Source organism: Pseudonocardia sp. C8 (assembly GCF_014267175.1).
In the GTDB taxonomy this organism is placed as follows: domain Bacteria; phylum Actinomycetota; class Actinomycetes; order Mycobacteriales; family Pseudonocardiaceae; genus Pseudonocardia.
In genome coordinates this window covers 4,765,626-4,779,417 of sequence record NZ_JACMTR010000002.1, presented here as the reverse complement: position 1 = coordinate 4,779,417, position 13,792 = coordinate 4,765,626, and the positions used below count along the sequence as shown (strand labels likewise).

12 protein-coding genes are annotated in these 13,792 nt (G+C 75.3%); 9 read left to right on the top strand and 3 right to left on the bottom strand.

The features are described from left to right. Positions 1-16: 16 nt before the first annotated feature. The 7 genes from H7X46_RS22655 to H7X46_RS22625 all read left to right on the top strand — a co-directional run bounded on the left by H7X46_RS22655 (position 17) and on the right by H7X46_RS22625 (position 7,320). A complete protein-coding gene (locus tag H7X46_RS22655; protein WP_186361318.1) occupies positions 17-349 on the top strand; it encodes a hypothetical protein in 333 nt (110 codons plus the stop codon). 42 nt (positions 350-391) lie between these two features. Beyond that, positions 392-1,219, top strand: coding sequence for an exodeoxyribonuclease III (locus tag H7X46_RS22650; protein WP_186361317.1), 828 nt, complete (start codon positions 392-394; stop codon positions 1,217-1,219). Then, positions 1,216-2,031 (top strand): serine/threonine-protein kinase, encoded by an 816-nt coding sequence (locus tag H7X46_RS22645; RefSeq protein ID WP_186361316.1) that lies wholly within the window; start codon positions 1,216-1,218, stop codon positions 2,029-2,031. The genes H7X46_RS22650 and H7X46_RS22645 overlap by 4 nt, the downstream gene beginning before the upstream one ends. 322 nt (positions 2,032-2,353) lie before the next feature. Continuing rightward, positions 2,354-4,933, top strand: coding sequence for a bifunctional FO biosynthesis protein CofGH (locus tag H7X46_RS22640; protein ID WP_186361315.1), 2,580 nt, complete (start codon positions 2,354-2,356; stop codon positions 4,931-4,933). Continuing rightward, the gene (locus tag H7X46_RS22635) at positions 4,930-5,115 is read left to right on the top strand and encodes a hypothetical protein (protein WP_186361314.1); all 186 of its coding nucleotides are present in this window, start codon (positions 4,930-4,932) and stop codon (positions 5,113-5,115) included. Before H7X46_RS22640 ends, H7X46_RS22635 begins: the two co-directional genes overlap by 4 nt. Positions 5,116-5,197: 82 nt before the next feature. Beyond that, positions 5,198-6,664 (top strand): sensor histidine kinase, encoded by a 1,467-nt coding sequence (locus H7X46_RS22630; protein WP_370588913.1) that lies wholly within the window; start codon positions 5,198-5,200, stop codon positions 6,662-6,664. Beyond that, complete coding sequence (locus tag H7X46_RS22625; RefSeq protein ID WP_186361312.1) at positions 6,661-7,320, top strand: response regulator transcription factor; 660 nt, start codon at positions 6,661-6,663, stop codon at positions 7,318-7,320. The genes H7X46_RS22630 and H7X46_RS22625 overlap by 4 nt, the downstream gene beginning before the upstream one ends. A gap of 21 nt (positions 7,321-7,341) precedes the next feature. Here H7X46_RS22625 and H7X46_RS22620 read toward each other — a convergent pair whose 3' ends face one another. Together H7X46_RS22620 and H7X46_RS22615 are read right to left on the bottom strand one after the other, a co-directional pair. Further along, positions 7,342-8,520 (bottom strand): glycerate kinase, encoded by a 1,179-nt coding sequence (locus H7X46_RS22620; RefSeq protein WP_186361311.1) that lies wholly within the window; start codon positions 8,518-8,520, stop codon positions 7,342-7,344. Between the two features lie 37 nt (positions 8,521-8,557). Beyond that, positions 8,558-10,057 (bottom strand): SLC13 family permease, encoded by a 1,500-nt coding sequence (locus H7X46_RS22615; protein WP_186361310.1) that lies wholly within the window; start codon positions 10,055-10,057, stop codon positions 8,558-8,560. 101 nt (positions 10,058-10,158) lie between these two features. On the opposite strand from H7X46_RS22615, the gene trpS reads away from it, so the two are divergent. Continuing rightward, complete coding sequence (trpS, locus tag H7X46_RS22610) at positions 10,159-11,172, top strand: tryptophan--tRNA ligase (protein WP_186361309.1); 1,014 nt, start codon at positions 10,159-10,161, stop codon at positions 11,170-11,172. 38 nt (positions 11,173-11,210) lie between these two features. Beyond that, complete coding sequence (yhjD, locus tag H7X46_RS22605; protein ID WP_186361308.1) at positions 11,211-12,275, top strand: inner membrane protein YhjD; 1,065 nt, start codon at positions 11,211-11,213, stop codon at positions 12,273-12,275. Positions 12,276-12,331: 56 nt separating this feature from the next. On the opposite strand, the gene H7X46_RS22600 is transcribed toward yhjD, so the two are convergent. Then, positions 12,332-13,783, bottom strand: coding sequence for a D-alanyl-D-alanine carboxypeptidase family protein (locus H7X46_RS22600; protein ID WP_370588912.1), 1,452 nt, complete (start codon positions 13,781-13,783; stop codon positions 12,332-12,334). Positions 13,784-13,792 lie beyond the last annotated feature (9 nt).

Genomic DNA, 13,792 nt, shown 5'->3' with positions numbered 1-13,792 from the left:
GAAGGGAACGGCGCACGTGGCGAAGGTGAAGCTCCCGGGGCTCACGCGGAAGTCGTTCCTGCGTGGCTGGCCGCTGGTCGTCGTCATCGCGGTCGCGTTGACGGTCGTCGCGCTGGGGTACGGCGGTGCCACCGACGAGATCGGCACCACCTGCACCGTGACCGTGCAGGCCCCCGAGGTGACCGTCCGGGCCGCGCCGAGCGCCTCCGCGCAGGCCGTCGACACCCTCACCCGCGGCCAGGAGGTCCCGGCCGAGACGATCGTCGACACCGGCTTCCGCAAGCTGACCGGCGGGGAGCGGTGGGTGCCGTCGAACAGCGTCGCCGCGACGCCCGGGAGCGTCTGCTGAGCCCGTTGCGCATCGCGACCGTCCGTGGGAGACAGTAGAGGCGTGGTCCCTCCCGTCCGTGCCCTCGCCACCGCGAACGTCAACGGCGTCCGCGCGGCCACCGCCAAGGGGCTGCTCGACTGGCTCGCCGCGACCGACGCCGACGTCGTCTGCCTGCAGGAGGTGCGGGCCCGTCCCGCGGAGCTGCCGGCCGCCCTCCGGCAGGTGCTCGACGCCCACGGCTGGCACCTGCTGCTGGCCCCGTCGGAGACGGCGAAGGGCCGCAACGGCGTCGCCGTCCTGAGCCGGGCCGCTCCCGAGGCGGTGCGGGTGGGGTTCGGGGACACCGCCACCGACGCCGACGGCCGCTACCTCGAGGCCGACCTGCCGGGCGGGCTCACCGTCGCGTCGCTGTACCTGCCCAAGGGCGTGGCCGGCACCGACCGGCAGGACGCCAAGGACGCCTTCCTCGCGGCCTTCGGCGACCACCTGCGCAGCGCGTTCGACCGGTGCGCCGCGACCGGCCGCGAGATGGTCGTCGCCGGGGACTGGAACATCGCGCCGACCGAGCGGGACCTGCGGAACTGGCGCAACAACCAGCGCAGCTCCGGGTTCCTGCCGCACGAGCGGGAGTGGTTCGCGAAGCTGCTGGAGCACGGCTGGGTCGACGTCGTCCGGGCCCTGCACCCGGACACCGACGGCCCGTACTCGTGGTGGACCTACCGGGGCCGGGCCTTCGACAACGACGTGGGCTGGCGGATCGACCACCTGCTCGGCACGCCCGGACTCGCGGCGGCGGCGACCGCCGCCGAGGTGCAACGGGCGCCGTCGCACGACACCCGCTGGTCCGACCACGCCCCGGTGCTCGTCCGGCTCGGGGGCGCCGGGTGATCGAGAGCAGGATCGTCGGGGGTCGCTACCTGCTGCTGGACGAGCTCGACCGCCGGGGTTTCGGCCGGTCCCGGCGGGCCGAGGACCGGATCACCGGGCGGATCGTCGCCGTCACCGAGATCGCGATGCCCGCCGACGGGTCCGCGCGGGAGCGGCTGCTCGCCGAGGTCCGGGCCGCGGGACGGCTGCGGCACCCCGGCATCGTCGGGGTGCTGGACCTGGTCACCGGCCGGGCCGCCGACGGCCGGATGCACGAGTACCTGGTCACCGAGCACCCGGACGCCCGCCCGCTGAGCCGGGCCGGCGACGGGGACGGCCCGCTGCCGGCCCGCCGGGTCGCCGCGGTCGGGCGGGACGCGCTGGCCGCGCTGCGGGCGGTGCACGCCGAGGGGCGTACGCACGGCGGCCTCGACCCCGAGTGCGTGCTGCTCACCCCGGACGGTCGCGGGGTCGTCACCGACATCGGGCTGGCCCGGGCCGTGGGCCGCCGGGGCCCCGACCCGGCCGCGTTCGCGCCGCCCGAGCGGGCCGACACCCCGGCCGCGGACCTGTGGAGCCTCGGCGCCGTGCTGCACCACGCCACCGGGGGCCGGGTCCAGCCGGGCAGCCCGCTGGCGCAGGCGATCACCGGGCTGACCGCGCCCGACCCCGCCGAGCGGATCGGCCCGGACGACGCCGACGCCCTGCTGGAGCGGGCCGCGCGGCCCCGGCCGTCCGGTGGTGACCTGGGGCGCAACCGCCCGATCCTGCTGGTCGTGGCCGGCCTGCTGCTGCTCGCGGTGGTGGCGATGGTCGCCTGGGTGGTGCTGTAGATCTGTCCCCCATGAGCGAGACCGCAGCCGAGCACCCCGCCGCCGCGCTGGGTGTCGAGGTCCCGGGCGCACCCGCGAACCGTTCCGTGTCCGGACGAAACCCGCCGAGGTGCGGCCCAGCGCGAATCGTCGATCTTCGGTGAACCGTGAGCTGCATCTCGGCGGGGAGGGCGGCCGGCCGGGCCCTGGCGGATCGAGCTGCGCCACGGCGTGTCGTGCACGGTGCACGGGCCCGGGTGCGTTCCGACGAAGAATGCGCGTGTCGCGGGCCGGCCGGGGCTCGGTGGTCGCCGGGATGATCCGCCGTACCTAGTGTGAGGGCATGGCCGACTCTTCCGCCGCCCCGATCGAACCCGCCCCGAGCGCGTCGGCGCTGCGCCGCGCGCTGCGCCGGGTCCGCGACGGCGCCACGTTGGACGTCACCGAGGCCGCCGTGCTGCTCGCCGCCCGCGGCGAGGCCCTCGACGAGCTGCTCACCCACGCCGGCCGGGTCCGGGACGCCGGGCTGGTCGAGGAGGGCCGGCCGGGGGTGGTCACGTACTCGCGCAACGTGTTCATCCCGCTGACCCGGTTGTGCCGGGACCGGTGCCACTACTGCACGTTCGCGACCGTGCCCGGGCGGCTCGAGTCGATGTACCTCGAGCGCGACGAGGTCGTCGAGATCGCCCGGCAGGGCGCCGCCCAGGGCTGCAAGGAGGCGCTGTTCACCCTCGGTGACCGGCCCGAGGACCGGTGGCCGCAGGCCCGCGAGTGGCTGGAGGCGCGCGGGTACGACTCGACGCTGGACTACGTGCGGGCGTGCGCCATCGCGGTGCTGGAGGAGACCGGGCTGCTGCCGCACCTCAACCCCGGGGTCATGAGCTGGGAGGAGATCACCCGGCTCAAGCCGGTCGCGGCCAGCATGGGGATGATGCTGGAGACCACCTCGCAGCGGCTGTTCGAGCGCGGCGGGCCGCACTTCGGCAGCCCGGACAAGGAACCCGCGGTCCGGCTCCGCACGCTGGCCGACGCCGGGCGGGTCGGGGTCCCGTTCACCACCGGGATCCTGATCGGGATCGGCGAGAACCGCACCGAGCGGGCCGAGTCGCTGTTCGCGATCCGCTCCGCGGCCCGGGCGCACGGACACGTGCAGGAGGTCATCGTCCAGAACTTCCGGGCCAAGCCGGGCACCGCGATGGCGGGCGACCCGGACGCCGACCTGGACGACCTGGCCGCCACCATCGCCGTCGCGCGGCTGGTGCTGGGCCCGAAGACCCGCCTGCAGGCGCCGCCGAACCTGGTCGGTGACGAGCAGGCGCTGATGCTGCGGGCCGGGATCGACGACTGGGGCGGGGTGTCCCCGGTGACCGTCGACCACGTGTCCCCGGAGATGCCGTGGCCGGCCGTCGACGAGCTGGCCCGGGTGACCGCCGCCGAGGGGTTCACGCTGGCCGAGCGGCTCACCGCCTACCCGAAGTACGTGCGTGCGGGCTCGCCGTGGATCGACACCCGGCTGCACGGCCACGTCGCCGCGCTCGCCGGCCCGGACGGGCTGGCCCGCGCCGGCGCGGCCGTCGAGGGCAGGCCGTGGCAGGAGCCGGACGGCGGTTTCGCCTCCACCGGCCGCACCGACCTGCACACCGCCGTCGACACCGAGGGGCGGACCGCCGACCGGCGCAGCGACTTCGGGTCGGTCTACGGCGACTGGGACGAGGTCGCCGCGGAGCTCGCCGACCAGCGTTCCCGGGCCCCGCAGCGGCTCGACGGCGACGTGAGGGCGGGCCTCGACCTGGCCGCATCGGACCCGGCCGCCCTGCTGGACCCGGCGCACGAGGCCGCGGCCATGGCCGTGCTCACCGCGGACGGTGCGGCGCTGGCGACGCTGTCCCGGCTCGCCGACGACGTCCGGGCCTCGGTGAACGGCGACGACGTCACCTACGTGATCAACCGGAACATCAACTTCTCGAACGTGTGCTACGTCGGCTGCCGGTTCTGCGCGTTCGCCCAGCGCGAGCGGGACGCCGACGCGTTCCGGCTCTCGCTCGACGAGATCGCCCAGCGCGCCGCCGAGGCCGCCCGGGACGGCGCCACCGAGGTGTGTGTGCAGGGCGGGATCGACCCGCAGCTGCCGGTGTCGTTCTACGCCGACCTGGTGCGCGCGGTCACCGAGGCCGTGCCGGGCATGCACGTGCACGCCTTCTCCCCGATGGAGATCGTCTCCGCGGCGGCCAAGGCCGGCGTGTCGATCCGGGACTGGCTCGCCGAGCTGAAGGCCGCCGGGCTGGGCTCGATCCCCGGCACCGCCGCCGAGATCCTCGACGACGAGGTCCGCTGGGTGCTGACCAAGGGCAAGCTGCCCGCCGCGCAGTGGATCGAGGTCGTCACGACCGCGCACGAGCTGGGGATCCCGTCGTCGTCGACGATGATGTACGGCCACGTCGACGGGCCCCGGCACTGGCTCGGCCACCTGCGCACCCTCGCCTCCGTGCAGGACCGCACCGGAGGATTCACCGAGTTCGTGCCGCTGCCGTTCGTGCACCACAACGCGCCGATCTACCTCGCAGGCCTCGCCCGCCCGGGCCCCACCGAGCGGGACAACCGGGCCGTGCACGCGTTCGCCCGGCTCGCCCTGCACGGCCGGATCGACCACGTCCAGTGCTCCTGGGTCAAGCTCGGCGACGACCTGGCCGCCGACATCCTGCGCGGCGGCGCCGACGACATGGGCGGCACCCTGATGGAGGAGACGATCAGCCGGATGGCCGGCTCGGAGAACGGCTCGGAACGCTCGGTGGAGGAGCTCGCCGCGATCGCCCGTGCGGCGGGGCGCCCGGTCCGGCAGCGGACGACCACCTACCGGGGCGAGCCGGCCGTGCTCACGCCGGCCCGGTCGTCGGGGCCCCGGATGCTGCCGCTGGCCCTATGAGACTCGTCCCGCGGATCGTCGTGCTGGCCGCAGTGGTGGTCGTGCCCGTGGGCGGCGCGATCACGATCTCGATGCTGCCCGACCCGGCCGCGGACCGGCCGGCCGCGCCGGCGCACATCCGGATCGGCGAGGGCAGCACGGGCCCGGTGCCCCCTCCGTCCGGCAGGGACGGGGATGGCTGACACGCGGCTCGGCTCCCGCGCACGAACGCTGCCACCGAGCCGGGCGGGTGTCACCGGTGGCCGGGACCGGTCGGGGCGCAGCGTGGCCGACGAGGTGGGCCACCGGCTGCCCGCACGGGTCCGGATCATGGGCTGGGTGCTGCTGCTCATGGCGGTGGCGCTGGTGACGGTGAACGTCATGAGCTACGGGCTGCTCACCCGTGCGGAGACCGCGGACGTCCTCGGCGACCTCAACCAGGAGATCCAGGAGTTCGCCGGGGTGGCCGGTCAGGGTGTCGACCGCGCGACCGGCCTGCCGTTCGCCGGTACCGAGCAGCTGCTGTTCAACCACATCCTGCGTCAGGAACCGGACGAGAACGCGGTCCTGCTCGGACTCGTCCTGCGGCCGGAGGGCGGGCCGCGGGTCATCCCGCAGACCACGCCCGAACCGTTCCCGCTGTCCCGGCGCCCGGACCTGCTGGACCGGATCGTCGCCGCACCCTCCCGGACGGGGGCGCTGGCCACCGAGGCGGGCGAGCTGCGTTGGGCGAAGATCGACGTCTCCACGGGGTCGCCCACCGATCGCGGTGTCTACCTCGTCGCCGAGCTGCTCGACCGCGAGCAGGCCGAGGTCACCGGCACGATGTACATCCTCGCCGCGGTCAGCCTGGTCGGCCTGCTGCTCACCGGGGGCGCGGCCTGGCTGGTGTCCGGCCAGATCCTCGAGCCGGTCCGCCTGGTGCGCCGGGCGGCCGCGCAGATCACCGAACAGGATCTCAGCCGTCGCATCCCGGTGCGGGGGCGCGACGACATCGCCGCGCTCACCCGGCAGTTCAACGCGATGCTCGACCGGCTCGAAACGGCGTTCGCCACCCAGCGTGAGTTCGTCGACGACGCCGGGCACGAGCTGCGGACCCCCATCACGATCATCCGCGGACATCTGGAGCTGATGGGGGACGACCCGGCCGACCGTGACGCCACGCTCCGGATCGTCTCCGGCGAGCTCGACCGGATGGGCCGCATCGTGGAGGACCTGCTGTTGCTGGCGAAGTCCGACCGGCTTGACTTCGTCCGGCTCGAACGCACGTCGGTGCCGGAGCTGACCAGCGACATCGACGCCAAGGTCCGTGCGCTCGCCGACCGCCGGTGGGTCCTCGAGTCCGTCGGTGAGGACGACCGGGCCGACCTCGACCCGCAGCGGGTCACCCAGGCGATGGTCCAGCTCGCACAGAACGCCGTCCAGCACACCGGGGTCGGCGACGAGATCCGGATCGGGTCGGCCCTCCACACCGGCGAGGACGAGCGCCCGTGGGTGTCGTTCTGGGTCGCCGACTCCGGCCCCGGCGTACCCGCCGGGGACGTGGCGGCGATCTTCCAGCGGTTCTCCCGCGGGACCGGACCCTCCGACCGGGGCCCCGGGGCCGGAGCCGGGCTGGGCCTGGCCATCGTCCGCGCCATCGCCGAGGCACATGGAGGCACGGTGCGGGTCGAGTCCCCGCCCGGGGCGGGCGCCACGTTCACCGTCGGGCTACCGGCCCGGGCCGCCACGACCGGAAGGGGACGCCCGTGAGCCGCATCCTGATCGTCGAGGACGAGCCGAACATCTCGTCGTTCCTGGAGAAGGGGCTGCGCGCCAACGGGTTCACCCCGACCGTGGTCGCCGACGGCGAGTCCGCCCTCGCCCACGCCGTCGGCCTCGGGTTCGACCTCGTCGTGCTCGACATCGGCCTGCCGCGCGGCGACGGGTTCGCCGTGCTGCGCGCGATGCGGCAGGCCCGGGTCGACACCCCGGTGGTGATCCTGACCGCCCGGGACACGACCCGTGACACGCTGACCGGGCTCGAAGGCGGCGCCGACGACTACATGACCAAGCCGTTCGAGTTCGCGGAGCTGCTGGCCCGTATCCGGCTGCGCCTGCGTGACCGTGAGCGGGTCGGGGAGCTCACCACCCTGCAGCTCGGTGACCTCGCGCTGGACCTGCGCACCCGGCAGGCCCGGGTGGACGGGCGCACCGTCGACCTCACCGCCCGCGAGTTCGTCCTGCTCGAGATGTTCCTGCGCCACCCCGGTCAGGTGCTCTCCCGGGAGCAGATCCTCTCCCAGGTGTGGGGCTACGACTTCGACCCCGGCTCGAACATCGTCGACGTGTACGTGCGGGCATTGCGCCGCAAGCTCGGCGCCGAGTGCATCACCACCGTCCGCGGGATGGGCTACCGCCTGCCGTGACGACCGCGCCGGCGCGCCCCCTCAGGCGGCGCGGGCGGCGCACAGGGTGCCGACGAGGACCATGCGCAGGGCGCGTTCGGTGGCGTCGGTGAGCAGCTCGGCGGCCCGGGAGACGGACTCGGGCAGTCCGATCGGGGCGGGCACGATCGTGGCGTAGGCGTCGATGCCGGCCTCGTGCACCGTCTCGACGCCGGCGCCCAGGGTTCCGGCCAGGGCGATCGTCGGGACGTGGTGGCGCCGGGCGCGCCGCGCGACCTCGGCGGGGACCTTGCCTCGGGGGGTCTGCGCGTCGAGCGCGCCCTCGGCCGTGACGACCAGGTCGGCGGCGGCGAGCGCACCGTCGAGGTCGACGTGGTCGAGCAGCACGTCGAAGCGAGGGCGAAGCCGGGCTCCGAGCCCGGCGGCGAGTCCCGCGCCGAGCCCGCCCGACGCCCCGGAACCCGGGAGCCGTCCGACGTCGAGGCCGGTGTCGCGGGAGAGCACCTTGGCCCATCGCTCCAGAGCCCCGTCGAGCTCGTCGACCTGCTCCGGGGTGGCGCCCTTCTGCGGCCCGAACACGCGGGCCACCCCGTTCGGGCCGCACAGCACGTTGTGCGGGTTGACCGCGGCGAGGATCTCGACGTCGTCCAGCCGGGGGTCGAGCCCCGACAGATCGACACCGTCCACCTCGGCCAGCGCGGACCCCCCGGGCCCGACGGCATTGCCCAGGGAGTCGCGCACGTCCGCGCCGAGGGCTTGCAACGCGCCGGCACCGCCGTCACTGGTGCCCGAGTCGCCGCAGCCGACGAGCAGCCGGGTCGCGCCGAGGTCGAGCGCGGCGGTGATCAGCTCACCGACCCCGTACGTGGTGGTCACGCCCGGGTCCCGGGTGTCGGCGGGCACCCGGTACAGACCGGCCGCCTGCGCCATCTCGACCACCGCGGTGAGGGGACCCGGGCCGCCGAGCAGGCCGACGTGCGCGTCGACGGGCCGGCCGACCGGCCCGGTGACCCGGGCCGGGACGAGGCGTCCCCCGGTCGCGGCCGCCATCGCCGCAGCCGAGCCCTCCCCACCGTCGACCAGGGGCACCAGGTCGATGACCGCGCCGGGCACGACCCGGCGGATCCCGGCGGCGATGGCGGCGGCGACGTCGTGCGCGTCGAGGCACTCCTTGAAGCCACTGGGGGCGACGACGAAACGGCGCGGTCGCGTGACGGGCATGGCAGGACCTCCACGAAGGATCGGTGTGCGGACGGGCTCAGCGCAGCGGCAGGCCGAGCAGTGGCCAGACGGCCAGGGAGAACACGAGGACCAGCGCAACGGTCAGTGGCCCGAGCCCGGCCGAGAGCCGCAGCAGGTCGGGGCGGTCGTAGGTCGGTACGCCGTCGACCCGGGCGAACATGGCCACCGGCTTCGCCGACGAGGGCAGCGTGTGGCAGAAGCCGGCCGCGGCGGTCGAGGCGAACGCCACGGCCACCGGGTCCAGGCCTGCGGCCACGGCGGCCGGGACGAGCAGCGGGATCAGCACGCTCGACCGCGCCGTGCGGGAGGCGAGGACCAGGTGGGCCAGGGCGCTGAGCGCGATCACGACCGTGATGAAGAGTGGGCCCGGGACCGCGCCCGCTCCGCCCAGCGCGACGCCGGCCAGCCACCCACCGGCTCCGGAGCCGACCAGCGCGGCCCCGAGCGCTCCGGTGGCGGCCATGAACACCAGCAACGACCACGGCACCGACCGCAGCCCGGCCTCCAGCGACGTCGTGCCGATCCGCGGGCCGGCCAGGACCAGTGCCCCGGCCAGGGCCGCCAGCGCGGCCGGGATCCCGTGCCAGCTCTCGGTGGACCACGTCGCTGTCACGGCGGCCAGCACGATCAGGGCGCGGCGCTCCGGCCCGGTCAGCGGGCCGGTCACCGGCGTGGGTATCGCGGAGGCCACGGCCTCCCGGTCGACGCGCAGGCTGCGGCGCCGGTCGTCGCGGCGGGTGAACAGGGTCAGCACCAGCTCCGCGGTGAGCACGGTCGACACCACCGCCAGCGGCACCCCGAGCAGGAGCCACCGGCCGAACCCGATGCCGGCGCCGGTGGCGGCGTGCAGGACCTGGCTGGTCACCAGGTGGGCTCCGGCACCGGTGAGGGTGGCGACCGCGCTGAGCAGGATCACCGACGGGAACAGCAGGGCCAGGGCCTTGCGCAACCGCCGGTCCGGGGCGTCCGCGCCGAGCGTGCCGGACACGGCCGTGAACACCGGCAGGGCGACCGCCGCCCGCGCCGACGTCGACGGCACCGCGAACGCGGTGACGAACACCGCGAACGCGACCCGGTGCGCGAGTCCGCGCGGGCTGCGGGCCCCGGACACCAGCGCGACCGCGGCACGGGTGCTCAGCCCGGTCGCCCGCACCCCGGCGGCCAGCACGAACGCGGCCACCAGGAGCCAGATCGTCTCGTCGCCGAGCGCGCCGAACAGCGTGTCCGGCTCGAGGGCACCGGCCAGCGTGAGGAGCGTGGCCGCCCCCAGCGCGACGTAGGTCTCGTCGACCCGGGTGAAGGCCCAGAGCCCCACCGCGACCAGGAACACCGAGAGGGTCACCGCTCCGGTCACCGACAGGCCGGCCGGCAGCGCGCCCGGCCCGCCGGTCGCCGCCCAGGTGCCGCCGACGAGGACGAGGGCCACGACCGCGACGAGGAGGGCCGGCCTCGCGGTCCGTCGCCGGCCGGAGCCGTGCGCCGGCGGCGGTGCGTCGACGAGCGTGGGGGCGGTCATGTGACCAGCGTGGGCTCGGCCGATGAACCGAGCCTGAAACCACCATGAGGGATCTTTCATCCCCGCTCGGGGCGTGCCGGGCGGGGTGGAACGATGGGGTCATGGCCGACGCCCACCGACCTCGCGTCCTCTCCGGGATCCAGCCCACCGCCGACTCGTTCCACCTCGGCAACTACCTGGGTGCGCTGCGGCAGTGGGTGGCCATGCAGGAGGACCACGAGGCGTACTACTGCATCGTCGACCTGCACGCGATCACCGTCGAGCACGACCCGGCCGAGCTGGCCCGGCGCACCCGGGTCGCGGCGGCGCAGCTGCTCGGCCTGGGCCTGGACCCCGACCGGTGCGCGCTGTTCGTGCAGTCGCACGTGCCCGAGCACGCCCGGCTGAGCTGGGTCCTGGAGTGCATCACCGGTTTCGGCGAGGCCGGGCGGATGACCCAGTTCAAGGACAAGACGGCCCGGCACGGCGCCGACCGCGCCACGGTCGGGCTGTTCACCTACCCGGTCCTGCAGGCCGCGGACATCCTGCTCTACCAGGCCGACCGGGTCCCGGTGGGCGAGGACCAGCGCCAGCACCTCGAGCTGACCCGCAACCTCGCGCAGCGGTTCAACCACCGTTTCGGCGAGACGTTCCAGGTGCCCGAGCCGTACATCCCGCAGGCCACCGCCAAGATCTACGACCTGCAGGACCCGATGGCGAAGATGAGCAAGTCGGCGTCGTCGCCGTCCGGGCTCGTGGAGCTGCTCGACCCGCCGAAGACGTCCGCGAAGAAGATCCGCTCGGCCGTCACCGACAACGAGCGGGAGATCCGCTACGACCCGGAGAACAAGCCGGGCGTCTCGAACCTCCTCACGATCAACGCGGCGATGACCGACCGCAAGGTCGCCGAGGTGGAGGCCGAGTACGCCGGCCGCGGGTACGGCGACCTGAAGAAGGACCTGGCCGAGATCGTCGCCGGCTTCGCCGAGCCGTTCGCGGAGAAGGTGAACGGCTACCTCGCCGACCCGGCCGAGCTCGACCGGGTGCTCGCGAAGGGCGCCACCCGGGCGCGCGAGGTGTCCGGCGCGACACTGGCCGCGGTTCACGAGAGGATCGGGTTCCTCCTGCCCGCGTGATCCGTCCCGGGCGGGTGACGACCGACCCCGGGGGACCCATGGCCGACCGCAGCGCGACCACGACGGCACACCGGCTCGACGAGGACGTGGAGGAGGGCCAGACCTTCCTCGAGCGCCAGCGCGAGAAGTACCCGTGGCTGGACCACCTGGTGCGGGCCGGCGAGCGGTACACCGAGAACCACGGCGACCACTACGCCGCGGCGATCACGTACTTCTCGATCCTCGCCCTCGTGCCGCTGCTGATGGTGGCGTTCGCCGTCGCGGCGTTCGTGCTGCGCGGCAACCCCGAGCTGCTCCAGCAGCTCAAGGGCGGGATCACCTCGGCGGTCCCCGGCGACCTGGGCAACACCCTCGGCGGGGTCGTCGACACCGCGATCAGGCAGGCGGGCACGATCGGTGCGGTCGGTCTGCTCGGCGCGCTGTACTCCGGGATCGGGTGGATGAGCAACCTGCGCGAGGCGCTCACCGAGCAGTGGGGCCAGCGTGACGAGGCCCCACCGATGATCAAGCGGCTGTTCTGGGACCTCCTCGCGCTCGTGGGGCTCGGCCTGGCGCTGGTCGCCTCGTTCGCGATCGCCTCGATCGGGGGCACGCTCGGCGCCTACCTGCTCGGGCTGGTGGGGCTCGGCGAGGCCGGCTGGGCCCGCTTCCTGCTCGGGGTCGCGTCGTTCCTGATCGGTCTCGGCGGGAACTGGCTGGTGTTCCTGTGGGTCATCGCCCGGCTGCCCCGGGAACCGGTGACGTTCCGCAGCGCCGCGAAGGCCGCGCTGCTCGGCGCGGTCGGGTTCGCGATCCTGCAGCGGGTGATGGTCGTCTACCTGGGGACGGTCACCAACTCCGCGGCCGGGGCGGCGTTCGGGTCGATCCTCGGTCTGCTGATCTTCATCTTCTTCGCGTCCCGGTTCCTGCTGTTCGTGACGGCCTGGGCTGCCAGCGCCGAGGAGAACGACCAGGGCCCGCGGGACGTCCCGGCACCGGCGGTGATCCGGCCGCAGTACGTCGTCCGTGAGGGCCCCGGCGCGCTGGCGTCGGCGGGCCTGCTGACCGCGGGGCTGCTCGGCGGGGCGCTGGGCCTGCGGGCCTGGGGGAGACGCCGCCACTGACCCGGCGACGGGGCGGCGGGCCGGGCGCACGCGGGCGGGCCCGGCCGGGCCCGGGGTCAGCGGCGGCGCCGGTGCACGACCGTGAGCAGGCCCGCGAGCAGGCCCGCGAGGCCGACCGCGGCGGCGACCCCGCCGACGACGACGGCGGCCGGGACGCCCGGTCCGGGGCCGTCCGCGCCGATCCCTGGTGCACCGGTGCCCGGAACGGCGCCGGCCGCGGCTCCGCTGCCCGGGGGTGCGAGCGGGTCCGGGCCGGCCGGCAGGCCCGGCCCGGAGAGCCGGTCGGGAGCCGCCGCCGGGTCGGGGAGCGCCGAACCGGGCCCGGCACCCGGGGCGACGAGCGTCCCGACCGCCGTCCCGCCGGGGGTGCCGAAGCCCCAGTCGAGCAGGGCGCGGGCCTGGTCGACCATCCGGACCGGCCGGGACTCGCCGCGCACGAGCGCGACGACCAGTCGCCGTCCGCCCCGCTCGACCGCACCGACGAACGTGTGCCGGGCCGCATCGGTGAAGCCGTTCTTGCCGCCCAGGAAGCCCGGTGTGCCGAGCAACCGGTCGTCGTTGCCGAGCACGAAGCCGGGCCGGCCGGCGAAGCCGGGGAACGGGACGGCCGGCGTCCGCAGGATCGCGGCGATCCGCGGGCGCTCGAGTGCGGCGTGCAGGATCAGCGCCAGGTCGTACGCCGACGACGACGCGCCGGGACCGTCCAGCCCGGACGGGGTCGCGGGCCGGGTGTCCGCCGCGCCGAGGTGGCGGGCGACGTCCTGCATCGCGGCGAGGGTCGTAGGCCCGCCGCCGAGCTCGCGGGTGAGCGCGTGCGCGGCGTCGTTGCCGGAGGCCAGCAGCAGGCCGTGCAGCAGCTGGTCGACCGTGTACCGGCCGCCCGGGCCGATCCCGGCCCGGCTGCCCTCGATGTTCGCGTCCTCGACCGTGCCGGTGACCACCTGCTCCGGCGGTAGCGCCCGGTCGACCACCATGGCGAGCAGCAGCTTGATCGTCGACGCCGGCCGGTGCCGGGCGTGCGGGGCACGCGCGGCCAGCACCGCCCCGGTGTCGAGGTCGGCGACCAGGTAGGACGCGACGCCCACCGGCGGCGGGGGGACCGGGCCCACGTGCGCCTCGGCGCAGACGGTGAGGCCGCCGACCGGCGGGTCCGGCACCGGAAGCGGCGCGACGGCCGCGCCCGCCTCCTCCTTCGCCGGTGGTCCGGGCGGCACCGCCTGCCCGGGACAGGCGCCGGCCCCGGCAGGTGCCGCCGGGAACGCCGGGACGGCCGCGCCCGGCGCGCCGGCGAGGCCCGCGTCGGTGAGCCCTGCGGCGGTGAGCCCTGCGCCGGTGAGTCCCGCGTCGGTGAGCCCTGCGTCGGCGGGTCCCGCGGCGGTGGGTCCCGGGATGAGTGCGCCCGCCAGAGCGGGAACAGCAGGACCGGCCGGACCCGGGCCCGCGTGCCCCGGGGCGGCCGCGCCGAGCAGCAACGGGACCACCAGCAGGCCGGGAATCAGCACCCTCACCTGCGCAGC

Coding starts and splice junctions, on each gene's coding strand:
- H7X46_RS22640 (WP_186361315.1), top strand. CDS start 2,354: ATGGCCGACTCTTCCGCCGCCCCGATCGAACCCGCCCCGAGCGCGTCG.
- H7X46_RS22635 (WP_186361314.1), top strand. CDS start 4,930: ATGAGACTCGTCCCGCGGATCGTCGTGCTGGCCGCAGTGGTGGTCGTG.
- H7X46_RS22620 (WP_186361311.1), bottom strand. CDS start 8,520: ATGCCCGTCACGCGACCGCGCCGTTTCGTCGTCGCCCCCAGTGGCTTC.
- H7X46_RS22615 (WP_186361310.1), bottom strand. CDS start 10,057: ATGACCGCCCCCACGCTCGTCGACGCACCGCCGCCGGCGCACGGCTCC.
- trpS (WP_186361309.1), top strand. CDS start 10,159: ATGGCCGACGCCCACCGACCTCGCGTCCTCTCCGGGATCCAGCCCACC.
- yhjD (WP_186361308.1), top strand. CDS start 11,211: ATGGCCGACCGCAGCGCGACCACGACGGCACACCGGCTCGACGAGGAC.